A 22,649-nucleotide genomic window follows, 5' to 3' on the forward strand; every position below is an offset into this window, starting at 1 on the left:
ATGGAACCTTCATTGAAATAACAGAATGGCTTCCATACTAGCCTTACTACAATCTGAAATGGGACAAACCTTGATCAAAGGTGTTTCCAAAAAATCAGTACAATCTTCTGATAAAACTACAAACGTACTTTCACAAAGATGCCAGTTATTTTGGGCGCTATGCAACGTAATGCAACGACTCCTGAAGGTGCACAATCTTTAAATAAAGCTTTAAATGATCCACGTTATTCTGGTGGTGACGTTATGGATAACCTGTGTGGTATTTTTGGCGATGGCGCAGGAAGTGCAGAACAATTAAAGCAAGATGGCGCTGGAATTTTAGGACATGTTTTAGGAGTAAAACAAAAACAAGCAACAGCCACCGAAAGTAATGGAATCGGTGATCTTTTAGGTTCTGTTTTAGGTCAATCAGGCACACACGACCAATCTTTTATCGAGCAAATTCTTGATGCAGATGGTGATGGTAGTATCATTGATAACGTCGCAGGAATGGTACTAGGCGGCGATAAGAAAAAAAGTGGTCTAGGTGGTATGCTAGGAGGACTTTTCGGTAAGTAAGATTTTAATTATTATATTTCAAGCGATCACCTACATAGTGATCGCTTTTTTTATATACTAAGGTTTCACTCATTGATCAAGGTCCTTTACTCATTATAAGTTTTACAACCTTGATCTTAATTTTACTTTTATCCTATGAAAAATTTATTATACAGTATTTTTATAATAGCAGCTATTGTAGGATGCAGCACGGTCAACACAGATAAAGTAAATAAAAAAGAAACATCTCAAATTAAAAATGATACCATACGCATTGCAAACGATAGCCTAGAGTATGAAATAATTATTTTTGAACCAGGTTTTAACGCATGGCTAGCCACACAACCTGCCAGAGGATTTTATTCACAATCTACTATGGAAATCAGTAATAATTTTAAAGTCACCGAATATAATTTGAGAGTTCAAAATCCTATTAGGTATGGTGCTTTCTTGTATCCAATGCGCATCGATTATGATCGTAACATCGATTATGGATATGAAGTAAATTTTATGCTATACAACTATTTTCTTTTCTTTGAAAAAACCTATAATCAGAAGTTAAGGTAACTTATTTTTGCAGCATGCAAAAATTAAAGAAGAATTGGGAGATTACCCAAAACTGGCAGCTTATTTATATTTTTTTAGGAATCATAGGACTTCTTGCAAGTGGCTTTTTTATTGCCATACGCGTCTTACCAAGTAAATTTGAAGATATTATGTACGAATACCTTTTTACCGGTATCGTTACTCTTGTTCTTGCCTTTATTTTCTACAAAATATCCATATGGCTATTTAAAAAATTACGAACACGATGGCAAGTGACCTATAGATGGGAATTAATAGCCATTTTTATAGTTTTTGCTATTACCGGATCTTTATCTGCTAGATTATCAGGTCCACTTTTAGATTGGATAGGTTTGAATCAAGAATCTACATCTGCGTGGATTTTCTGGCCGTTAAGAATCCTTATCATTTTCCCTATTTATCAAATTGTACTAGTTTGTATGGGATGGATTTTTGGTCAGCATGAATTCTTTTGGGAGTTTGAAAAGAAGATGCTAGCTCGGTTTGGAATTAAATTGTAGGTGTAACTAACAGCTTTCTGAAGGTACTAGTTTTATATACTGTGGATGAGTATATGTTGACTTTTCTCGCTTTCGCGAAAGCGTAACTTACCGAAATGCAATTATCTTAAAAACAATCAGAATCGTACCTTTGTATTTTTGAAATAGACTATAATCAAACTCATGGATAATAACGATATACTACGTAGACTGCGATTTACTCTTAACCTAAGCGATGACTCCATGATGGATATGTATGCAAAAGGTGGTGAACCAGTTTCTAGAGCAGAAATAAGCAACTGGCTCAAAAAAGAAGAGGATGAAGATTTTGATGTAGTAATCGATGAAAATCTAGCCACTTTTTTAAACGGCCTTATTGTCAATTATCGCGGTAAAAAAGATGGTAAAACACCTGTTGCAGAAACAGAACTGGATAACGTAATTGTATTGCGCAAACTTAAAATCGCTTTCAATTTTACATCTGATGAATTAATTTACATCTGGAAAAAAGCTGGTGTAGAGATCAGTGAAACAGAATTAAGTGCCTTTTTTAGAAAAAGAACACATCCCAAGTTCAAATACCTCAACGATCAATACCTGCGTAAGTTCCTTAAAGGATTTCAAATACAACGTAAAACACAACGGGAGAAAGAAGCTTTTAGAAATCAATTTAAAAACTAACTGTAACCTTAAAAGAAAGCGAGTGGTCTTTTTGGGTTCATTTTACATAGCCTCTATTTAATGGTGTTTCTATAACACTAAGATTTTAGTGTATCGCTATTTTAGGACGGGACAAACAAATGAATAAAAAAACCGATATGTGAAAAACATATCGGTTTTTTTATTGGTAGAACAGGAATATCATTTCTAATTTTCCTTCCTTCTTCTATGTATTTTAAATTCTTTATATCTAGCAGCAACTGCAATTACAAGTATTACAGCCAGGCTGATTCCTGCAAATTGATAAGAGATAATTTGATCACCACTTGCATAACTATGTAAACCAGATAAGTAGAAATTCACACCAAAATAAGTCATTAATACACTCGCAAATGCAAGTACAGACCATAAGTTAAACGTCCATCTTCCTTTTAATCCTGGCACTAATCTTAGGTGTAAAACAAAAGCATAAATAAATATAGTTATCAATGCCCAAGTTTCTTTGGGATCCCAACCCCAGTAACGACCCCAAGATTCATTTGCCCACATACCACCTAAAAAGTTTCCTATAGTTAACATGATTAAACCTACTGTAAGTGCTACTTCATTAATGTAAGTGAGCTCCTTAATGTTTAAATCCATGATTTTCTTATTTTTCTTAGTTGAGAAAATCATTAGAATCATGGTTACTAAGCCTAGAATCATCCCTAGTGCAAATGGTCCATAACTACCTACAATAATAGAAACGTGAATCATTAACCAGTAGGAATCTAATACTGGCTGTAAGTTTCCTATCGCTGGATCCAGCCAGTTCAATTGTGCCACCCATAAAATAATAGCAACTACAAAAGCGGTACTAGCAACAGTCATATCACTCTTTCTACCGAACATTAAACCAAAAGCCATCGTCGCCCATGCAACGTAGATTAAGGATTCATAAGCATCTGACCATGGTGCATGACCACTTAAATACCACCTAATGATTAATGCAGCTGTGTGAACTAAAAACAAAATTCCTATAATTGTAAAATGGAATTTTATGGTCCATCGTATCTGCTTCATGGGTCTTATGATCTCTACTATGAGAAGTGTCAACATTATGATACCGAACCATGCATACCATTTGTAGAGATTTTTGAAAATGTCGTATTTATTATAAAATATTTCTGCATCGATCCTATCCTCGCTAGGGATGATTTCTGCACCGTGATAGCGTTGGAATTCAAAAAGACTATTTAAGGCTGCATTTGCATTTAAATAATTACCACTTTGCTTTCCGGATCTTAATAATGAAGTATAGGCAGGAAAAAAGTCTCTAACAAAATTGATATCCCTTTCTTCGGTAAAACCTGCTTCTTCCAGATCTGCAGATGCGTACCATTTATTATTCTCTGCACCTTGTCTAGGAAAAATCTTAAATATGGTTCCAGAAAGAACTTGATCTAGAATACCAACACTGTAATTAATATCAATAAAACCGTTATGAATACTAGTTTTAACGTCAGCAGCATTTGCTTCATCTAGATAAGGGCTTAATTTATAGCTTCCTAAAGTGCTGTCTTTTCTTCTTATAAAATCCATTCCACGAGCATAAGATGTACTCTTATCTACTCCTAAAATAGTTTTAAGTGAATCATTTTTATAATTCAATTTTATAAGAGGTACATCAAACCAAAGATCTCTAAATTGAATCATACTTAGCATCGTTTGCTCTGGCGTTAACCTAACAATACTATCGCCTACTTTGGCTTCATAATAATCACGTTCAGAGATTCTACGCAAGACTTCACTGGCAAGTGTTGAAATAGGCTTCATACGGCCTTCATCTTGAACCACTACTCTACCAAAGCGCTCTGCTTGCGGCAGTGGTATCATATTTGCCACGATAATACTATCTGCTAATTTAACTGGAATAGGTGCCATCACGACCGGTGCAGCTATATCTTCTCCAGTAACAGATGTGTCTACCACACTTGCATCACGATTAGTACTTTCTGCATCTCTACTCTCGATGGCTGTTGAATGTTCACCTGGGGCATGGTTATGTCCTGTGTGGTCCTCTTGTGTAGTTTGTGCTCCTGCAAAACTTGCCATAAATAACACAGCAATCATAGCAAGATGCTTTGCTTTACGTTTTTTCACTCTTTCTATCAATCTTCTTAATTCGCCAAAACGTGTATTAGGATCAAAAATCAGTGCCATCAAACCTATGTATAATAAAAAATATCCTATATAAGTAACCGTTTTACCCCAAAAATCATGGTTTACAGAAAGATGTGTTCCTAATTCATCAGGATCAAAACCAGCTTGAAAAAAACGATAACCTTCTTTATCGAGTACATTGTTCATATAAATGTGTGCTGGTGTTCTTCCTGCGCTATCTATTACGGTCACTTTACTTTCAAAAGCAGAATAGGACTTCTCGGTACCAGGTTGCTTTTTTGCAATAAAATCATTCAATTTTATTCCAAAAGGTAATTTTCTTTCAATAGAACCGTATTTAATATAAAACTTCAAACCATCGATCTCTATATCTTGATAATCAGAAATAATTCCTTTACCACCTAACAATTCGATTTTTTTTGATTCACTTCCACTAGTTACTGTAGCCAGAATACCATGAGCTTGTGCTTTTGTAGGTTCAGGACTTTTGATGATACCAACTTCTCCTTGAGTAACCGGATCTGGAATCACAAATTGTAATCCTGCCATGGTATATAAAGAACGTAATTGTAATGGTTGAATAGAATCTTTAATCACACCACCTTTCAACTGGTCTGCCATTCTTAAGAATTCTCCTTCATAAGGAGTTTGAATGGTATAGCCGTTCCAGTTTTCTGTAATATTAATTAGACCTTTTTTGGCTGCTTCCTCAGGATCGATATTAACACCAAAAAGTACATTGTGGATACTAGCCTCTTCACCATCTTTAATTAAATGATCATGTCGTGTTCCTTCACCTGCTTCTACAATTTTTAAGTAACGATCACTGTTTTCGTCGCCAGGTTTTAATCCTTCTACTGCATCAAATATGAGACTATCTATAGTTACTGTTATTTTTTTATCATAAAAATCAAAACTACGTGAGGTGTTGTAATCATATTGAGAAACAAGTAATTGTTCTTTTACAGATCGCTGCATAGGATTGCCGTTTGCATCTTCACCTTGTATAATGGCACTAAAATAGGTCTCATCACTAAAAAATGAATTGGAAGTTTGTCCCTCACGGATCAACATCATTCCTTCAAAAGAAACGTAACGTGTGATTCCAGCACCTATAATAATAAGAACCCATGAAAGGTGTAAAGTAAGTGTCGCCCATTTTTTCCATTGTAACAGTTGATACCTTTTTATATTGAATATAAAGTTGAGCATAAGCCACAACATTATTAAAGAAAACCACCACTCGTTATACACCCAAAGTTTTGAAGTAGGAGTATCATAGGAGTTCTCAATAAAGGTTCCAGCAGCCATACTTGCAGCAAACGCAAGTAATAAAACTGTCATTGTACGTGTACCGAAAAGCAAAGCAATTAATCTGTCTTTCATAGGACTTTTTTACTGGCTGCAAAGATACTTTACAAAAGCCATATCACCATGTATTGTGGGTCGGTTTGAAGTGTGTATTTTTACACCATGATTAAGATAATTGTAATAGGAACTGGTAATGTAGGAATGCATCTTTGTAAAGCTTTTGAAAAAGTAGGTCCCACTTCCAGTTTAAAGCTCGTTGCCTATTATAATAGAGCGCAAAAAAAACTACCAAATATTAATGCTACCTTAGCACAAAATCTAAACAATTTACCTAACGCAGACCTAATTTTATTAGCAGTTCCAGACGATGCGGTTCTATCCGTTGCTCAAGAACTAGTTGGTCAAGAAGCTATCATTGCGCATACCAGCGGCAGTGTAGGTATGCAAACCTTAAGCATGCATAAAAAATACGGCGTTTTCTATTTACCACAAAGTTTTAGCATATCTCGCATACCTAATTGGAGTGATATTACTATATGTCTAGAATCTAGCGATATGTTTGTTAATAAGGTTTTAGAGAATGTGGCTGTTACGCTTTCGCGAAAGCGAGAACAAATCAATTCTCAACAACGCAAAAGACTTCATCTGGCAGCTGTTTATATGAATAATTTTGTCAATCACTGTTATTTCAAAGCAGGAAAAATTATGGAAGATGCCTCTATGGATAGGAGTTTACTAGATGCGTTAATGCAAGAAACATTAGAAAAAGCACTTGATATCACGCCAGAAAATGCACAGACAGGTCCTGCCGTTAGAAACGACAGAAAAACAATAGATAAGCATCTCAAGATGCTACATAAGGAAGATCAGGAAATGTACCGATCTATAACAAAATCCATACAAAAAACCCATGGCAAAAAGCTATAAAGAATTACTTCACGACATTACTACCTTTATCCTAGATGTGGATGGAGTACTTACAGACGGTAGATTACTCATTTCAGAAAGTGGTGAGTTGCTACGTACCATGAATGCAAAAGATGGTTATGCCATGAAAACTGCTTTGAATAATGGTTATAATGTGTGCATTATCACTGGTGGAACTAATGAAGGCGTTAAAACCAGACTGGTAGGATTAGGCATTGAAGATGTATTTTTAAATGCGAGTGATAAAATGATCCAAATGCATGAGTACGTTGCAAAACATAATTTAAAACCAGAAAACATTGTATACATGGGCGATGATATGCCTGATGTTCCTGCCTTAGAATTTGCCAGTGTAGCCTGCTGTCCTCAAGATGCTATTCCAGAAGTTAAAGCTGTGAGCCAGTATATTTCTCATAAAAATGGTGGTGATGGATGTGTACGTGACATAATTGAACAAGTAATGAAAGTTCATGGTAAATGGAATGTTCTAGATGGAAAAAATGCGAAATCTAATTGATTTTGAAACTGAATTCAACATGGGTTTTGAACTTAAAATAGAATTTACCAACAAACATTCGGACATCGTTATAACATAGCGTGGCAAAATCATTTAGTTTTATAATCTTAGCTTGTTAATTTTTGTTCCTATAGAAATGACTGTTTTCTTTAAAATCATACGCTGGCCCAATGTTCTAATGACTGTTCTTACCCAGCTAGTTATAATTTATGGGCTGTTAATCCCATCTAATGTTGTTCCCTCACTTAACCTATGGCAGTTAGTACTATTAATTGTTGCCACTGCATTACTAACTGCAAGTGGTAATGTAATCAATGATATTTTTGACGTAGAGATTGATAAAGTCAATAAACCAGAAAAATTATTAGTGTCTAAAAGCATATCAGAAAAGAACGCCTATAACCTGTATTTTGTACTTACCATTCTTGCTGTAGGTTGCGGTTTTATATTATCTAATAGTATTGACCGACCTATTTTTTCTAGTGTATTTATTGTTGTAGCGTTTCTATTATATTTATATGCAAGTTCACTGAAAGCCATGCTGTTAGTAGGTAATGTGGTCATCTCTATTTTAGTTGCCTTAGTGATTTTAATTACTGGTGTTTTTGAATTATTCCCATCTATAACACCAGAAACACAAACTACTTATAGGTTTCTTATGGAACGATTGTTAGAATTTGCTCTTATGGCATTTTTAATTAATCTAATTAGAGAATGGGTAAAAGATTGTGAAGATGTAAATGGCGACAAAATAGGTGGTAGAAACACATTAGCTATCGTATTAGGAAGAACGAGAGCTGCAAAAATAATTGCTGTTTGCATTCTAGGTATAGTAATTCTTATAGGTTGGTACGTTTATGAATACATATATGTAAATGACCTAGCAACTTACTATTTTATATTCCTTATCATGGGACCTTTAATGTTTGTGATGATCAAATTGTGGACCGCACAAACTTCAAAAGAATTTCACTTACTTTCTACTATCTTAAAGGTAGTTCTATTGTTAGGAATACTTTCTATTGGGATTTTTAGGATCAATTATTACTTTAATTAACACTTATGCTTAGCGCAAAATTTAAGAATACTCAAATTATTCTTGCCTCACAATCACCTAGAAGACAAGAACTTTTAAAAGGACTGGATCTAGATTTTACTATAGAGACCAGACCTGTAAATGAAATTTATAATAAAGATTTAAAAGGACATGAGATAACAGATTACCTTTCTAAACTCAAAGCAAGTGTCTTTGAAGATGACTTAAAGGAAAATCAACTTTTAATCACTAGTGACACCATCGTTTGGTTTGAAGATGCTCCGTTAGAAAAGCCTAAAAATGCACAGCATGCTAAAGAAATGATCGCTTCTATGAGCGGTTCTACTCACGAAGTGTATACTTCAGTGTGCTTTTCAACTTTTAATAAACAGCAAATCATTAACGATTGTACTAAAGTTCATTTTGCTTCTCTTACAAATGAAGAAATTGATTACTATGTTAACAATTATAAGCCTTTTGATAAAGCTGGAGCCTATGGCATTCAAGATTGGTTAGGTTATGCAGCAGTTACAAGATTAGAAGGTTGCTATTATAATGTGATGGGGTTACCTCTTCCTAAGGTGTATGAGTTTTTGAAAAGGTTTTAATGATATTTCGTTTTCGCGAAAGCGGATTACACAAAGTAATTCAAACAAAAAAATCCACTTCAATTGAAGTGGATTTTTTTTAATATAGTAAAGGCGTTCCTTAAAACATCTCACGACCTGAGAAATGGAATGCACTTTCTATAGCAGCATTCTCATCACTATCACTACCGTGAACAGCGTTTTCTCCCATGCTCTTTGCAAACATTTTACGGATAGTTCCTTCTGCAGCATCTGCAGGGTTAGTAGCACCTATTAAAGTACGAAAATCTGCAACAGCATTTTCTTTTTCAAGAACTGCAGCAACGATAGGACCACGAGTCATAAATTCTACTAATTCACCATAAAATGGACGCTCACTGTGTACCGCATAAAATTCCTGTGCATCTGCAACAGTCATTTGAGTTTTTTTAAGAGCTACGATTCTAAAACCGCTTGCTGTAATCTTATCAAGTATAGCACCTGTGTGACCGTCTTCAACGCCATCAGGCTTAATCATTGTAAATGTTCTATTAGTTGCCATTTTCATATTTTTTAAAATGCGCTGCAAAAGTAATGTTTTTAGTTAGTTTACTTTCAGCTAATTTATTGTTTTTATAAAATGTAAATCTTTCTGGAAAAATAAGTAGGTGAATCTAATAGTCTATTTCATAAAAAGCTTGAAGAACAATGCAAAATAACGCTCAAAGACTCTAATCTATCATGTTTACCTAAATCATTAAGCGATAGTTAAAGTATTTCAAATAAGAAAAGTCTGTTCACTTGAGACTGATAACTTACAGCTAAATAGCTATTTTTGCTATCCTATGAATAAAGATCAAATACAAAGCTTAAAACAAGAGCTTTCTACCGTTAAAAATATTGTAATTGTACCTCATAAAAATCCTGATGGCGATGCAGTCGGTTCTGTTACTGCGCTATATGGCTATTTAATTCAGTTAGGTCATCAAGTTACCATGATCAGTCCTAATGACTTTCCATCCTTTTTAAAATGGATGGATTACAGTGAGTTGTTTTTAAATTATGAGAATCAGGAAGAAAAAGCTAACGAAATCATCAATCAAGCAGATTTTATATTCAACCTAGATCATAACGCTTTTCATCGAGCAGGAAACATGGAGTTGATATTAAATAAAGTGACGCCTACTTACGTGATGATTGATCATCACCAGCAACCAGATGATTTTGCTACGTATATGTATAGTGATACCGCTATGAGTTCTACTTGCGAGATGATTTATCATTTTTTAGAAATGATGGGTGACACAGATAAAATAACACCTGCAATGGCGACTGCTATGTATACAGGAATTCTTACGGATACAGGAAGTTTTAAATATCGTTCTACCACTTCTACGACATTGCGAGTGGCCGCAAATCTAGTAGATAAAGGCGCTAATGCCGAAAATATAAATCGTAAGATATATGATGTAAATACTCCTTCTAGAATGAAGCTTTTAGGTGTTGCCTTAAACAACATGACGATTTTAGAACAATACCGCACAGCTTATATTACACTTACACAAAAAGAACTAGACGATAATAATTTTAAAAAAGGTGATACAGAAGGTTTTGTCAATTATGCATTAAGTCTAGATGGTATCGTTTTTGCACAAATATTTATAGAAAAAGCTAGTGAAAGTATTATCAAAACCTCTTTAAGATCAAAAGCAGATTTTGATGTAAATCAATTGGCTCGAGAACATTGGGAAGGTGGTGGCCATAAAAACGCTGCTGGAGGAAAATCAGACTTATCAATGGAACAAACAGTACAAAAATTAATTAGTATCTTGCCTACGTATGAAAAAGAGCTGCATGAAGTTGTTATTTAAGAGCGTTTTTGCTGGTGTACTAAGTGTTTCACTTTATAGTTGTAGTAATAAAGTAGAGCCTAGAAAACCCATAACAAATACCACAAGTTCTACCATACAACAATCTATCGAAAACAATAAAAAACGATATGCTGCAGAGGAAGCTTCTATAGAAAAAATAATTGCAGGTCTAGATCAAAAATTTGAACGCAGTGCAAACGGTTTTTACTATTCATTTACAAAGAAAGATTCTACAGTAGGCTTACAACCACGGTTCGGTGATCGTGTTACTTTTGAATATGATGCCGTTGCTCTAAATGGAGACACCATTTATAAAAAAGAAGACCTTTCACCTATAACTAAAAGCCTAGAACAAGAGTACGGCATTTTCAGAGGAATGAGAGAAGCTTTAAAATTAATGAAGGCTAACGAGGAAATGACTGTATATTTTCCATCTTACGCAGCTTATGGTTACTATGGTGATAATAATCGTATAGGGGCAAATGTTCCGTTTAAAAGTAATATAAAATTAATAGGTATTAACATAGAAGAATAAAAGTGAGTGAAATATCTAGCTTTTTATTATAATTTCGCTTTGGCGAAAGCATATTCTGAAATAAAAAAGTAACGAAAAATAAAAAAATGAAAATGAAAAAAATCCATGGACTTTTAGCAATACTAGCCTTAGTATTTATAACATCATCTTGTGAAGAGAAATATCCAGATGTTGAGGATGGTATTTATGCAGAAATACAGACAAACAAAGGAACCATGTTTGCCGAATTATATTATGAAGATGCACCTGTATCTAGTGCAAATTTTGTTGCATTAGCAGAAGGTAAGCATCCTCTTGTAAATGATTCTTTAAAAGGAAAACCATTTTATGATGGATTGATTTTTCATAGAGTTATCAAAGACTTTATGATTCAAGGTGGTGATATTACTGGAACAGGTGGTGGTAATATAGGCTACACATTTGATCAAGAAGTAAGTGATTCCTTAAAACATGATGAAAAAGGAATTCTTTCAATGGCAAATGCTGGTCCTAACACAAACGGTACACAGTTTTTTATCATGCATAAAGAAAATCCTGGATTAGATATGCGTTATAACGTATTTGGAAAAGTTGTAAAAGGATTAGAAGTTGTTGATTCTATTGCACTAACAAAAGTAAATGGAGAGCGCCCAGTAGATTCTATGATCATGCAAAAGGTGTCCATTATTCGTAAAGGAAAAGCGGCTAAAAAATGGAATGCTGTAAAAACGTTTGAAGAAGCTCAGGAAGCTGCAAAACAAAAAAAGGAAGAAGAAGCAAGAATTGCTGCAGAAAGAACAGCAGCTGCACCAGCTGAAAGAGCTGCAAAAGCAGCAGAACTTGCATTACTTAAAGAAAAAGCTACTAAGTTACCTAATAGTGATGTGATGGTATATGTAAAGAAAAAAGGTACAGAAGGAAAGCCTGCAGAAGGTACTTCAGTGACTATGGATTATAGTGGATTCTTTACTGATGGAACATTGTTCGATTCTTCTATGTTAGAAATTGCTCAAAAATTTGATGCTGTAAATCCTAGAAAAGAACAAATGAACGCCTATGCCCCTATGCCTGTTCAATACAGCCCATCAGTAGGAATGGTACAAGGTTTCAAAGACGCAATGTTAAGCATGGAATACGGTGATGAAATCGTTGCTTTTATACCATCTGATCTTGCATATGGTGAACGTGGCGCTGGTGGCGTCATTCCTCCTAATACAGATCTAGTATTTGAAATGACCATTACTAAATAAATAAAGCTTTTTTAAAATTCATAAAGCACGTTGTTTTGAAAACAACGTGCTTTATTTTTTGATATCTTAAAATTATCTTAGCTAGCCATAATTTCCTTTTCCCCTATATTAAATTAGTCCTATGAAAACAATAATTTACACAGATCTCGCTCCAAAACCTATTGGACCTTACAATCAGGCCGTTTTTTATAAGAACGCATATGAAGCGACACTATACACTAGCGGTCAGATCGCTATCGATCCAGCATCTGAAGAATTGAAAATAGATGATCTTAAAGAAGAGACCCATTTAGTAATGAAACATTTGAAAAGTCTATTAGATCAAGTAGATATGACTTTTGAACATGTTCTTAAAACAAGTATTTTTTTAAGTGACATGAATAATTTTGCTACTGTAAATGAAGTTTATGGCAGTTATTTTAACGAGGCTACTGCACCTGCAAGAGAAACAGTAGAAGTTGCAAATCTACCTAAGTATGTAAATGTAGAGATTTCACTTATCGCAAAAACAGACATTTAATATGCCCATAGCAAATTCAGAATTGATTATCAATCCAGACGGTAGTATTTACCATCTTAATTTAAAACCACATCAGTTAGCAGATACTGTAATTACTGTAGGAGATCCTGAACGTGTTAGTGAGGTTTCTAAATACTTTGACGTTATAGAGGTTAAAGTAGGAAAACGAGAGTTTCATACGCATACAGGTGTTTATAAAAACAGACGCATCAGCGTGATATCAACTGGTATAGGTACAGATAATATAGATATCGTTTTTAACGAATTAGATGCTCTTGTTAATGTAAATTTTCAAACGAGAGAAGTAAAAAATGAACTTAAATCGCTTGACATCATTCGTATAGGAACTAGTGGTGCGGTACAAAGCGACATTCCTATTGATAGCTTTTTACTGTCGCAACGTGGGATTGGGTTTGATAGTTTGATGCATTGGTATGATAACGATGGTGGTGATCTCGCTTTCGCGAAAGCGGTATCTCAACAAATTTCAAGATCCAACTTACATTCTGCTCCTTACGTAGTCTCTTGTGATAAACAGCTTGCCAAAAAATTCCAAACAGTAGAAATGCAAAATGGGAATACCATCACCAACGTAGGATTCTATGGACCGCAAAGTCGTAAAATAAGACTAGAACCAGCAGAGAAAAATCTAAATGAACAAATAGCTGATTTTACATTTGAAGATATTAAAATTACCAATCTAGAAATGGAAACTGCCGGTATATATGCCATGTCCTCTTTATTAGGACATAGAGCCGTTTCATTAAATGCTATATTAGCAAATAGAGCTACTGGCGAGTTTTCTTCACAGCCTAACGAACTAGTTGACAAATTAATTCTATTCACTCTAGATTGTATTGTTGCATAAATTGTAGAAGTTATTATTATTTAACGTCATTTTACCTAGACAAAGTTTTAATAATTCTTAATTTCAATGCATGGAAAAGCAAGAGGATTATCCCTTTCAACATAGAGATATTAACTGGTTAAGTTTTAATGATCGCGTGCTACAAGAGGCAGCAGATAAAAGCAATCCGTTATTTGAAAGACTAAAGTTTATTGCTATATTTTCTTCTAATCTAGATGAATATTTTAGAGTGCGCGTTTCTCAATTAAGACAACTTAAAAGAGTTGATAAGTCTATAAGAAAGAAGCTTGCTTTAAAGCCTTCTAAATTTGTGAAACAACTACTCATAAAAGTATCTTCACAACAGGAGGAATTAGGAGATATTTTCTTTGATCAAATTATTCCAGAGCTTAAGAAAAATAATATTGAACTCTTAAATGACCAGTGCATACGCGATTGTTTTAGAAATGCAGCGCAAGAATATTATCAAAAGAATTTAAAAGAATTTATTAAAGTAAATATTGTGCAAGCATCTAAATCGAGTGAAATCTTTTTAGAAAATCAACATTTGTACTATTTAGTGACGTTTGAAGACGAGAAACAGTATGGTATAGTTAACATTCCATCTGATCGTCACGATAGATTCATAGAACTTAAAAAAGATCAAGACACATTTTATATTGCTTTTGTAGATGATCTAGTTAAATTAAATCTAGCTGAATTATTTCCTAATAAGAAAGTAAAGGATTCATACGCCATAAAATTGTCTAGAGATGCAGAATTATATTTAGACCAGGAAATAGACGGAACCCTAGCAGATTTAATTTATGAATCCCTCTCACAGCGTGATGCTGGTCAGATCACTAGACTTCTATATGACAAAAAAATGCCCAAAGAAGTTAGAAAGAATTTAAGAAAAAGCCTTGGGCTGGGAAAAATCGATATGGTTGCTGGTGGGACATACCATAATTTTGATGACTTCTTTGGGTTTCCCGATATTACAAATAATAGTCGTTTGCACGCTGATACTTTACAACCAATCAAACATAAAAAGTTAGAAGAAACTTCCTCTTATTTTGAATTGATTGCTATAAAAGATCAACTAGTACATTTTCCGTTCATGTCATTTGATTATGTGCAAAATTTTATTGATCAAGCTTCTCAAGATGAATTAGTAGAAGAAATTAAAATCTCTTTATATCGTGTCGCTGAAGAATCTGCACTGACAGATGCATTGTTGACAGCTCTTAAAAATGGTAAGAAAGTTACTGTTTTTGTAGAGGCAAAAGCTAGGTTTGATGAAGAAAACAACATCAAATGGGGACGTATTTTTGAAAAACATGGAGCAAGAGTCATTTACAGCTATCCTAGGATCAAAGTACACAGTAAAGTCTTATTAATTATACGCAGAGAAAAAGGAAAGAAAAGAAGATATGCGTACATTGGGACCGGTAATTTTAATGCCAAAACATCAAAGATCTATTGCGATCATGGACTTTTTACAGCACATAAAAAAATAACAAAAGACCTTTTACGCACCTTTAAAGTATTACAAGGAGAATTAATCATTCCTCGTGCTAGTCATCTTTTGATAAGTCCATTTACCACTAGAAGCACTATAGAAAATCTGATTAGAAAAGAGATAAACCTTGCAAAAAGTGGTAAAGAAAGTAGCATCACAGCAAAAATGAATCAGCTGGAAGATTCGGGAATCATTAAATTGTTATATCAGGCAAGTCAGGCAGGCGTTAAAATCAGGATGATTGTTAGAGGTTTCTCATGTTTAATACCGCAATTAAAAGGAATTAGCGAAAATATAGAAATGACCTCTATAGTAGATCGTTTCCTTGAGCATGGTCGTATTTATAAATTTAATAATGACGGTGATCCTATAATGTTTACAGGAAGTGCAGACTGGATGAGTCGCAATCTAGATCGTAGGATTGAAGTGCTTACTCCTATTTATGATCCAGATATTTTTGAAGAATTAGACACGATATTAAATATTCAATTGAAGGATAATGTAAAAGCTAGAAGACATACACCAGAAGAAAATAATCCAATGGTGAAACGTTTTAAGAACGAGGTATCTATAAGGTCACAAAAAGAAATTTATAATTATCTGACAGCAAAAAACAGATGAAATCTATTTGAAATTTAACTAATATATCTTAAAAATACTTCTGTTTAAATGGTTACATAAGGTATTTAAAGATGTAACTTGTTGGCTTCCATTTGTAAAAAATATAAAGTCTATATTTTATCTAGCAATCAATCGATTGTAAAATTATAACTAATCGTACTAGAGCCTCCACTTTTTTCTGTTTTAATAATAACAGTTTGAGCACCTGTATAAGATGCCTCTGGTTGGAAGGTGAAAAAATTAAGCTCGTTTCCTTGATTATTTATTCTTGCAGTAATTTCACTTACTTCAAAAATATCTGCCTGACTTATAATACGATGTGTTTCATTGTCAATATCTAGACTTAATAGAATTTCAAACACTTCATCTACCTCTAGATCGACATTGATCTCTCCTACTATCTCATTATCGTCTTCAGTGCATGAAAGTGCCAATAAGCTGATCAATAATAAGAACATTACTTTTTTCATAATAAATACCTTTAAAAATTGAAAATAGCTAATTTCTTCATACCAGCAAAAATTAGTTGATCATTTGACTATAATTAATTAAATAAAATCTGAAAAATATTTTTAAATACAACAATGATTATGTTCAAATAATAATTTAAAAATAAAAATACTAACAAAACGAATGAAGTTGAAATTACAAAAGCATAAATAAGCCTTGTGTGTTATCTTTGTTACGATGGATAAAAATATAACCATAAAAATAGGAGGTGTTCCAGAACATTTCAATTTGCCTTGGCATTTAGCAATTGAGGACGACGCTTTCGCGAAAGCGGGAATAGACTTACAATGGGAAGATGTGCCAGAAGGAACTGGACAGATGAGCAGGTTGCTACGTGAAGAAAAACTGGACGTTGCCTGTATACTTACCGACGGTATAGTTAAGGATATCATCGCCGGAAATCCATCACGCATACTGCAAGTTTATGTATCTTCTCCCTTACTTTGGGGCGTTCATGCTCCAGGAAAAATTGAAGCAGATCGCACACAGCAACTGCAGGACGCTAAAATAGCTATAAGTCGCTACGGAAGTGGCTCTCATCTTATGAGTTATTTACTAGCCAAAAGGCATGGATGGGACACAGATGATATACAATTTGAGTTGATCAATACTCTAGACGGTGCGATAGAAGCTTTAAGCTCTAACAAAGCGCAGTTATTTCTATGGGAACGATACATGACACAACCCATCGTAGATCAAGGTATTTTTAAGCGTTTAGAAACAATTGCCACACCATGGCCTAGTTTTGTAATTGCGGCCACAGAAAACTGTATCAGAGAAAAAGAAGAAGCACTTGCAAGAATGCTATCCATCATCAATACATATACAGCAGATTTTAAAAATATACCAAGTATAGATCGTACCATTGCTTCTCATTATGACCTTCAGGTAGGTGATGTACAACAATGGTTATTGCGTACAGAATTTAGCGATGATCAACTTTGGAAAAGTACGGTCGATACTATTCTTGAAGAATTTATAGCCGTTGGTATCATAGAAAAAGAAGTAGCACTACAAGATTTGATTTATGAACTTCCTAAATTAGACGAAGAAGAATAACTACTTCTTATTATTTTTAAAAGTCTAATACTTCAACAATGATAAAAAACATTCTATTTAAATTACCTGAGTATTATTTCATTATCATTGTTTTTGCTGCAGGTTACACACCGCCATTCTCCATAAGTTTACTTTATATAGTGCTCATCGCAGCACTTGGGTTACAAATCTATTTTGCTAATAAAGTAAGTGGATTATTAATAGGCGGATTGATTTTCTTTTTCAATATCTTTTTTCTTGTTGCAGTGGTTTCTGAATTTAATGACTTTATAGAGTTCAATTCTGAGGCGCAACAACTTCTTTTTGTGGGTTTACTTATTTGGCTGTTGAATATGGTAGCTTCAGTCACCATGATCTATAGATATTCTAAAATGAAAACCAGAAGTAGTCAAAGAATCAAATTTTATTAAAATTACAATACTTCACTAAATAACAATTTTGAACAACCGTTAGAGTAACTTTGCGTTGTAATACAAATTATGTCCTTTACCCTACTTTCATCTCCTTTACAAGGTTTTACAGAATTTCGTTTCCGCAATGCGGTGCATGAATATTTCGGAGGAATTGACACCTATTATGCGCCATACATAAGATTTAATAACAAACCGATCATTAGTAGTAAATACCAGCGAGATTTACAATTAGAGAACAACCAGGTGCCTAATTTGATTCCGCAAGTGATGACAAATGATGCAGACGAATTTTTAATTGCTGTAAAATATATAAAATCGCTAGGTTATAAAGAACTTAATTGGAATCTAGGCTGTCCTTATCCCATGGTAACAAAAAAAGGAATGGGATCTGGATTGATTTGTGATCCTTCAAAAATAGATGCCATTTTAGAACGTGTACATGAAGAAACTGACGTGGTTGTTTCTATGAAGATGAGAATGGGATATCTAGATCCTACTGAAATACTAGGAACTTTTCCTATTCTAGAAAAATATCCTATCAAAAGTATTGCTATTCACGCGAGAATTGGAAAACAATTGTATAAAGGTGGTGTGGACCTAGATTCTTTTCAAACCTGTCTTGATACTTCAAAACATAAACTTTACTATAATGGCGATATTACTACAGTTGCCAATTTTAGAGAAATGCAAGAACGCTTTCCTAAGATAGACCATTGGATGATAGGTCGCGGCCTTATTGCAGACCCTTTTCTTCCTAGTATGATTAAAGCAGATACTGAAGAATACCCATTAAATCGCTGGGAAGTTTTTAAAGAATTTCACGATAGAATTTATAAAGAGTACGATGCTTTTCTTCAAGGTCCTACACCTATAAAAATGAAAATGCAAGGCTTTTGGGAATATTGGTCACAAACCTTTCCTAATCCACAAAAGGCATTTAAAGCGATCAAAAAAGCAAACAATCCTCGTGCTTATGAACAAGCTGTACGAGATAACTTGAAAACGGTTCAATAGGTTTTCATTTCGTAAGTCGTTGATTTCATACGCTTTTAAGAAAATACCTATTATCCAACTGAGCTAGTCTTAGACTTATGTATATTGATACAAAAATAAAATTTTAATAAGATTTATGAAATCATTGATTCTCTATTTTTCTTATGAAATACCAGTTGAATTTAATTATCACTTTTCTCTGAACATAATTGAGCCTATTGATATAGTTAGACTAATAGAAACCCAGAATTATTCAATTTTAGAATTTTACAATCAATTTGATATTATCTATGATTGCTATAATTAACAGTTTATTCAGTAAAGTTTAAATAATCTGTTTGTGATTGATCCTAAGATAATTTTAATCTTTACAAACGATAAGTAATACATATAATTGCTAATCGTTAACTAAGCAAATGACAAATAGAAAAAAACAAGCTAACCTCTTACGGTTATTTAGAAAAGCGCATAGAAAAACAGGAGCGTTTTTATTCATTTTCTTCTTTATTATTTCCATTACCAGTTTATTATTAGGCTGGAAAAAAAATAGCAATGGCACCATTTTACCTAAAACAGAAATAGGAGTTTCCAGCGATCTTAAGGACTGGATGAAAATAGATACATTGCAAACCATTGCGTTTAATACCTTAAAAAAGTCTATTGATGGTAATATCAAACTTGATCTTAACAGAATTGACATAAGACCTGAAAAAGGTGTCGCAAAGTTTAATTTTGATAACGACTATTGGGAAGTACAACTGGATGGAACTACTGGTAAAGTGCTTGCTATCTCAAAAAGACATTCAGACCTTATAGAAAATATTCACGACGGATCTATATTGGATATTTTGTTTGGTACCGATAGTGATATTTTAAAATTGATCTACACTACCATTATGGGTACAGCATTACTAATCTTTACAATAACTGGATTTTGGCTTTGGTATGGACCTAAAAAAATGAGGAAAGAAAATAGATAAGTGCCCATTAGCCCTATTATAAATTACCAATACATTTGGGTTAATTTCTACGAACATCTGGAAGAAATAAAAAAGTTGAAATTCTACAAAAATTAGATCGGTAAGCATTAGAAACTTATACTTAATAAATCTTCTAATTTTCATCATATCCTGATGATGATATGGTCAGTGAAACAAGTTAAAGGTTCGGCTTTCGCGAAAGCGAGATATTCAACAATTTCTTTTCAAAAATTATATAAAGTAACAACCTTACAAACATTAAATTTGCATTCTACATTGATTTATGCAAAAAGATCTTTTCCTTTTTACACCGCCATTTACACAACTGAATACACCGTATCCAGCGACGGCTTATATTAAGGGGTTTTTAAATACAAAAGAAATAGATTCCTATCAAATGGATTTAGGAATCGAGGTGATTCTAGAGTTGTTCTCTAGTAAAGGAATGAACGCTGTTTTTGAATATGCGCTGGATCAAAACTCTATATTAAGTGAGAACAGCCAGCGCATTTATGCATTAAGAGATCACTATATTAAACCTTTAGATGACATCATACTTTTTCTACAAGGTCATAACGATACTTTTGCAAGACAAATTTGTACCGATAATTTTTTACCACAATCATCTAGATTTGACCAATTAAATGATCTAGAATGGGCTTTTGGAAATATGGGAATACAGGATAAAGCAAAACATCTAGCTACATTATTTCTAGAAGATCTTTCTGATTTTATTGTAGACTGTGTGGATGATCATTTTGGTTTCAGTCGCTATGCAGAACGATTGGGAATGAGCGCTAATTCTTTTGACCAACTTTACAATGGATTACAACAACCACTTTCTTATATAGATCAAATTACCTTATCCATTCTTAAGGATCGATTAGAGCAAACACAGCCACAGTTGATTGTAATGTCTGTTCCTTTTCCTGGTAATTTATACAGCGGCTTGCGATCGTGCCAATTTATAAAACGACATTTTCCCAATATTAAAATTGCCATGGGTGGCGGCTTTCCTAATACAGAACTACGATCTTTAAAAGATGCACGAGTTTTTGAATTTGTTGATTTTATATGTCTAGATGATGGTGAATTACCTCTGGAACTGGTAGCAGATTTTGTATTAAATGATCCTTCAAAACCAATTGAAGAAGTAGATTTTAAAAGAACTTACGTATTAGAAAATGAAGTCGTTACTTATAAAAACAATACAGCAAAACTAGATTATAAACAACTTAAAGTAGGTACTCCAGATTATAGTGATCTTCTACTCGATAAATATATTTCAGTTATTGAAGTGGCAAATCCTATGCACAGTTTGTGGAGCGATGGAAGATGGAATAAACTAACTATGGCACATGGTTGTTACTGGGGAAAATGTACCTTTTGTGATATTTCTTTAGATTATATCAGTCTTTACGAACCTGTAGCGGCAAATGTTCTAGTAGACAGAATGCAACAACTTATCGAACAGACTGGAGAACGAGGATTTCATTTTGTTGATGAAGCTGCGCCACCGGCATTGATGCGGTCAGTTGCATTAGAAATTTTAAAGAGAAATCTTACCGTAACCTGGTGGACCAATATCCGTTTTGAGAAAAACTTTACGCAAGACCTTTGTCATTTACTCAAAGCATCTGGTTGTATAGCTGTTTCTGGTGGACTAGAAGTAGCTTCAGATCGATTGTTGAAATTAATTGACAAAGGTGTTACGGTAGAACAAGTGGCACAGGTAACTAGAAATTTTACTGAATCTGGTATCATGGTCCACTCCTATTTGATGTACGGTTATCCTACACAAACAATTCAGGAAACTATTGATAGTCTAGAAATGACTAGACAGTTGTTTGAATTAGGTATTATACAAAGTGGTTTCTGGCATCAATTTGCACTCACAGCCCACAGTCCCGTGGGAATGAATACAAAGGATTATGGCGTTGTACCTCATTTAAAAGAAATAAGTTTTGCTAATAATGATGTTCAGTTTACTGACGCAACTGGAATTGATCACAATGTATTTAGTGAAGGATTAAAGAAATCGCTATTTAATTTTATGCACGGTATCGGTTTTGATATGTCACTGCAAGAATGGTTCGATTTTGAGATTCCGTCTACTACTATCGCACCTTTTTATATTGAAGATGGTTTGGGTAAAGAATCATTTAAACCCATAAAACCTAATTCAAAGATCATCTATTTAGGTAATTTGCCCTTAATAGGTTCTTTTACTAAAACTAAAAAAGGGATAGAAATACCCTATTTAGACTTGGTTTTTCATAATAAAACGAACTCTTTTAAAATCGAACTACCAGAAGATCAAGGAAACTGGTTAATAGATCAGCTGGAACTAATACAGCCTACCAATAAACTGTCTACTTACTCTCAAATAAAAAGCGCTTACGAATCTAGATTTGGTTCCATAGAACCATTTTGGTATTCTAAAGAAATGGAACTATTGAGAAGTAATGGATTATTGGTACTTTAATCAAATAAAAAAATCTTTTAGTTGATCTTACTGCAAAAAAAAGAGAGGATCTCTCCTCTCTCTTTCAAAGCGATCTCCACCGCTTTATTTTAATAAACAAATTTGTATTAACTAGTTTGCTTATTTACTTAAACCATTACAAACATACTAGTTTTACCGAATACGACAAAATATAATCATCTTCAAAAAGCGTATTTTTACGATTAAAAGATAAGTGATTCATAAACAAAGTTCTATAAAAGTTATTTTACTACCGTTTATAGATAATTTTAATCCAATATCT

Annotated in this window: 22 protein-coding genes; 19 read left to right on the forward strand and 3 right to left on the reverse strand. The window is 33.7% G+C overall.

Features of this window, described 5'->3' with window-relative positions; genetic code table 11:
• The first annotated feature begins 138 nt into the window (after positions 1-138).
• The 4 genes from ACTF54_RS06810 to ACTF54_RS06825 all read left to right on the forward strand — a co-directional run bounded on the left by ACTF54_RS06810 (position 139) and on the right by ACTF54_RS06825 (position 2,282).
• Positions 139-558 carry a DUF937 domain-containing protein gene (locus ACTF54_RS06810; protein WP_347202328.1) on the forward strand — a complete coding sequence of 140 codons (420 nt, stop codon included), beginning with the start codon at positions 139-141 and terminating at the stop codon, positions 556-558.
• Positions 559-693: 135 nt separating this feature from the next.
• On the forward strand, positions 694-1,104 hold the full coding sequence (locus tag ACTF54_RS06815; RefSeq protein WP_347196576.1) for a DUF6146 family protein: 411 nt from the start codon (positions 694-696) through the stop codon (positions 1,102-1,104).
• Positions 1,105-1,118: 14 nt separating this feature from the next.
• A complete protein-coding gene (locus tag ACTF54_RS06820) occupies positions 1,119-1,622 on the forward strand; it encodes a DUF6787 family protein (protein WP_347196575.1) in 504 nt (167 codons plus the stop codon).
• Positions 1,623-1,784: 162 nt separating this feature from the next.
• Positions 1,785-2,282 (forward strand): DUF1456 family protein, encoded by a 498-nt coding sequence (locus ACTF54_RS06825; RefSeq protein WP_347196574.1) that lies wholly within the window; start codon positions 1,785-1,787, stop codon positions 2,280-2,282.
• Positions 2,283-2,468: 186 nt separating this feature from the next.
• Here the strand turns inward: ACTF54_RS06825 and ccsA are convergent, their stop codons facing one another.
• Positions 2,469-5,810: a cytochrome c biogenesis protein CcsA gene (ccsA, locus tag ACTF54_RS06830; RefSeq protein ID WP_438969023.1), complete on the reverse strand. Its 3,342-nt coding sequence runs from the start codon at positions 5,808-5,810 to the stop codon at positions 2,469-2,471.
• Positions 5,811-5,897: 87 nt separating this feature from the next.
• On the opposite strand from ccsA, the gene ACTF54_RS06835 reads away from it, so the two are divergent.
• From ACTF54_RS06835 to ACTF54_RS06850, 4 genes are all read left to right on the forward strand, one after another.
• On the forward strand, positions 5,898-6,662 hold the full coding sequence (locus ACTF54_RS06835) for a Rossmann-like and DUF2520 domain-containing protein (RefSeq protein ID WP_347196572.1): 765 nt from the start codon (positions 5,898-5,900) through the stop codon (positions 6,660-6,662).
• On the forward strand, positions 6,646-7,179 hold the full coding sequence (locus ACTF54_RS06840) for a KdsC family phosphatase (RefSeq protein ID WP_438969024.1): 534 nt from the start codon (positions 6,646-6,648) through the stop codon (positions 7,177-7,179). The genes ACTF54_RS06835 and ACTF54_RS06840 overlap by 17 nt, the downstream gene beginning before the upstream one ends.
• 136 nt (positions 7,180-7,315) lie before the next feature.
• Complete coding sequence (locus ACTF54_RS06845; RefSeq protein WP_438969025.1) at positions 7,316-8,236, forward strand: geranylgeranylglycerol-phosphate geranylgeranyltransferase; 921 nt, start codon at positions 7,316-7,318, stop codon at positions 8,234-8,236.
• Between the two features lie 5 nt (positions 8,237-8,241).
• The gene (locus tag ACTF54_RS06850; RefSeq protein ID WP_347196569.1) at positions 8,242-8,823 is read left to right on the forward strand and encodes a Maf family nucleotide pyrophosphatase; all 582 of its coding nucleotides are present in this window, start codon (positions 8,242-8,244) and stop codon (positions 8,821-8,823) included.
• Between the two features lie 100 nt (positions 8,824-8,923).
• Here ACTF54_RS06850 and ACTF54_RS06855 read toward each other — a convergent pair whose 3' ends face one another.
• Positions 8,924-9,343 (reverse strand): nucleoside-diphosphate kinase, encoded by a 420-nt coding sequence (locus ACTF54_RS06855; RefSeq protein ID WP_347196568.1) that lies wholly within the window; start codon positions 9,341-9,343, stop codon positions 8,924-8,926.
• A gap of 283 nt (positions 9,344-9,626) precedes the next feature.
• Between ACTF54_RS06855 and ACTF54_RS06860 the strand changes: the two genes are divergently transcribed.
• The 6 genes from ACTF54_RS06860 to ppk1 all read left to right on the forward strand — a co-directional run bounded on the left by ACTF54_RS06860 (position 9,627) and on the right by ppk1 (position 15,926).
• Positions 9,627-10,652: a DHH family phosphoesterase gene (locus ACTF54_RS06860; protein ID WP_347196567.1), complete on the forward strand. Its 1,026-nt coding sequence runs from the start codon at positions 9,627-9,629 to the stop codon at positions 10,650-10,652.
• On the forward strand, positions 10,636-11,187 hold the full coding sequence (gldI, locus tag ACTF54_RS06865; RefSeq protein WP_438969026.1) for a gliding motility-associated peptidyl-prolyl isomerase GldI: 552 nt from the start codon (positions 10,636-10,638) through the stop codon (positions 11,185-11,187). Before ACTF54_RS06860 ends, gldI begins: the two co-directional genes overlap by 17 nt.
• A 92-nt stretch (positions 11,188-11,279) precedes the next feature.
• Positions 11,280-12,416 carry a peptidylprolyl isomerase gene (locus ACTF54_RS06870; protein ID WP_347196565.1) on the forward strand — a complete coding sequence of 379 codons (1,137 nt, stop codon included), beginning with the start codon at positions 11,280-11,282 and terminating at the stop codon, positions 12,414-12,416.
• Positions 12,417-12,537: 121 nt separating this feature from the next.
• A complete protein-coding gene (locus ACTF54_RS06875) occupies positions 12,538-12,936 on the forward strand; it encodes a Rid family detoxifying hydrolase (protein WP_347196564.1) in 399 nt (132 codons plus the stop codon).
• A 1-nt stretch (position 12,937) separates the two neighbouring features.
• Positions 12,938-13,804: a nucleoside phosphorylase gene (locus tag ACTF54_RS06880; protein ID WP_438969027.1), complete on the forward strand. Its 867-nt coding sequence runs from the start codon at positions 12,938-12,940 to the stop codon at positions 13,802-13,804.
• A gap of 70 nt (positions 13,805-13,874) precedes the next feature.
• Positions 13,875-15,926, forward strand: a complete 2,052-nt coding sequence (ppk1, locus tag ACTF54_RS06885; RefSeq protein WP_438969028.1) for a polyphosphate kinase 1 — start codon at positions 13,875-13,877, stop codon at positions 15,924-15,926.
• A 128-nt stretch (positions 15,927-16,054) separates the two neighbouring features.
• On the opposite strand, the gene ACTF54_RS06890 is transcribed toward ppk1, so the two are convergent.
• On the reverse strand, positions 16,055-16,396 hold the full coding sequence (locus tag ACTF54_RS06890; RefSeq protein WP_347196561.1) for a hypothetical protein: 342 nt from the start codon (positions 16,394-16,396) through the stop codon (positions 16,055-16,057).
• Positions 16,397-16,613: 217 nt separating this feature from the next.
• On the opposite strand from ACTF54_RS06890, the gene ACTF54_RS06895 reads away from it, so the two are divergent.
• The 5 genes from ACTF54_RS06895 (at position 16,614) to ACTF54_RS06915 (ending at position 22,366) form a co-directional block, all read left to right on the forward strand.
• A complete protein-coding gene (locus ACTF54_RS06895) occupies positions 16,614-17,495 on the forward strand; it encodes a substrate-binding domain-containing protein (RefSeq protein WP_347196560.1) in 882 nt (293 codons plus the stop codon).
• Between the two features lie 38 nt (positions 17,496-17,533).
• Complete coding sequence (locus ACTF54_RS06900) at positions 17,534-17,905, forward strand: hypothetical protein (RefSeq protein WP_347196559.1); 372 nt, start codon at positions 17,534-17,536, stop codon at positions 17,903-17,905.
• Positions 17,906-17,974: 69 nt separating this feature from the next.
• Entirely contained in the window at positions 17,975-18,922 is a 948-nt protein-coding gene (locus ACTF54_RS06905; protein ID WP_438969029.1) for a tRNA dihydrouridine synthase, read from the forward strand.
• Positions 18,923-19,317: 395 nt separating this feature from the next.
• A complete protein-coding gene (locus ACTF54_RS06910; RefSeq protein ID WP_347196557.1) occupies positions 19,318-19,881 on the forward strand; it encodes a PepSY domain-containing protein in 564 nt (187 codons plus the stop codon).
• A 283-nt stretch (positions 19,882-20,164) separates the two neighbouring features.
• Positions 20,165-22,366: a B12-binding domain-containing radical SAM protein gene (locus ACTF54_RS06915; RefSeq protein WP_347196556.1), complete on the forward strand. Its 2,202-nt coding sequence runs from the start codon at positions 20,165-20,167 to the stop codon at positions 22,364-22,366.
• The last annotated feature ends 283 nt before the right edge of the window (positions 22,367-22,649 follow it).

This window comes from Nonlabens sp., from assembly GCF_965657255.1.
In the GTDB taxonomy this organism is placed as follows: domain Bacteria; phylum Bacteroidota; class Bacteroidia; order Flavobacteriales; family Flavobacteriaceae; genus Nonlabens.

Bases quoted from the DNA above. Each gene is read 5' to 3' on its own strand.
- ACTF54_RS06875 (WP_347196564.1), top strand. From the start codon at position 12,538: ATGAAAACAATAATTTACACAGATCTCGCTCCAAAACCTATTGGACCT.
- ACTF54_RS06815 (WP_347196576.1), top strand. From the start codon at position 694: ATGAAAAATTTATTATACAGTATTTTTATAATAGCAGCTATTGTAGGA.
- ACTF54_RS06880 (WP_438969027.1), top strand. From the start codon at position 12,938: ATGCCCATAGCAAATTCAGAATTGATTATCAATCCAGACGGTAGTATT.
- ACTF54_RS06915 (WP_347196556.1), top strand. From the start codon at position 20,165: ATGCAAAAAGATCTTTTCCTTTTTACACCGCCATTTACACAACTGAAT.
- gldI (WP_438969026.1), top strand. From the start codon at position 10,636: ATGAAGTTGTTATTTAAGAGCGTTTTTGCTGGTGTACTAAGTGTTTCA.
- ppk1 (WP_438969028.1), top strand. From the start codon at position 13,875: ATGGAAAAGCAAGAGGATTATCCCTTTCAACATAGAGATATTAACTGG.
- ccsA (WP_438969023.1), bottom strand. From the start codon at position 5,810: ATGAAAGACAGATTAATTGCTTTGCTTTTCGGTACACGTACAATGACA.
- ACTF54_RS06900 (WP_347196559.1), top strand. From the start codon at position 17,534: ATGATAAAAAACATTCTATTTAAATTACCTGAGTATTATTTCATTATC.
- ACTF54_RS06840 (WP_438969024.1), top strand. From the start codon at position 6,646: ATGGCAAAAAGCTATAAAGAATTACTTCACGACATTACTACCTTTATC.
- ACTF54_RS06845 (WP_438969025.1), top strand. From the start codon at position 7,316: ATGACTGTTTTCTTTAAAATCATACGCTGGCCCAATGTTCTAATGACT.
- ACTF54_RS06890 (WP_347196561.1), bottom strand. From the start codon at position 16,396: ATGAAAAAAGTAATGTTCTTATTATTGATCAGCTTATTGGCACTTTCA.
- ACTF54_RS06850 (WP_347196569.1), top strand. From the start codon at position 8,242: ATGCTTAGCGCAAAATTTAAGAATACTCAAATTATTCTTGCCTCACAA.
- ACTF54_RS06810 (WP_347202328.1), top strand. From the start codon at position 139: ATGCCAGTTATTTTGGGCGCTATGCAACGTAATGCAACGACTCCTGAA.
- ACTF54_RS06870 (WP_347196565.1), top strand. From the start codon at position 11,280: ATGAAAAAAATCCATGGACTTTTAGCAATACTAGCCTTAGTATTTATA.
- ACTF54_RS06820 (WP_347196575.1), top strand. From the start codon at position 1,119: ATGCAAAAATTAAAGAAGAATTGGGAGATTACCCAAAACTGGCAGCTT.
- ACTF54_RS06860 (WP_347196567.1), top strand. From the start codon at position 9,627: ATGAATAAAGATCAAATACAAAGCTTAAAACAAGAGCTTTCTACCGTT.
- ACTF54_RS06825 (WP_347196574.1), top strand. From the start codon at position 1,785: ATGGATAATAACGATATACTACGTAGACTGCGATTTACTCTTAACCTA.
- ACTF54_RS06835 (WP_347196572.1), top strand. From the start codon at position 5,898: ATGATTAAGATAATTGTAATAGGAACTGGTAATGTAGGAATGCATCTT.
- ACTF54_RS06910 (WP_347196557.1), top strand. From the start codon at position 19,318: ATGACAAATAGAAAAAAACAAGCTAACCTCTTACGGTTATTTAGAAAA.
- ACTF54_RS06855 (WP_347196568.1), bottom strand. From the start codon at position 9,343: ATGGCAACTAATAGAACATTTACAATGATTAAGCCTGATGGCGTTGAA.
- ACTF54_RS06905 (WP_438969029.1), top strand. From the start codon at position 17,975: ATGTCCTTTACCCTACTTTCATCTCCTTTACAAGGTTTTACAGAATTT.
- ACTF54_RS06895 (WP_347196560.1), top strand. From the start codon at position 16,614: ATGGATAAAAATATAACCATAAAAATAGGAGGTGTTCCAGAACATTTC.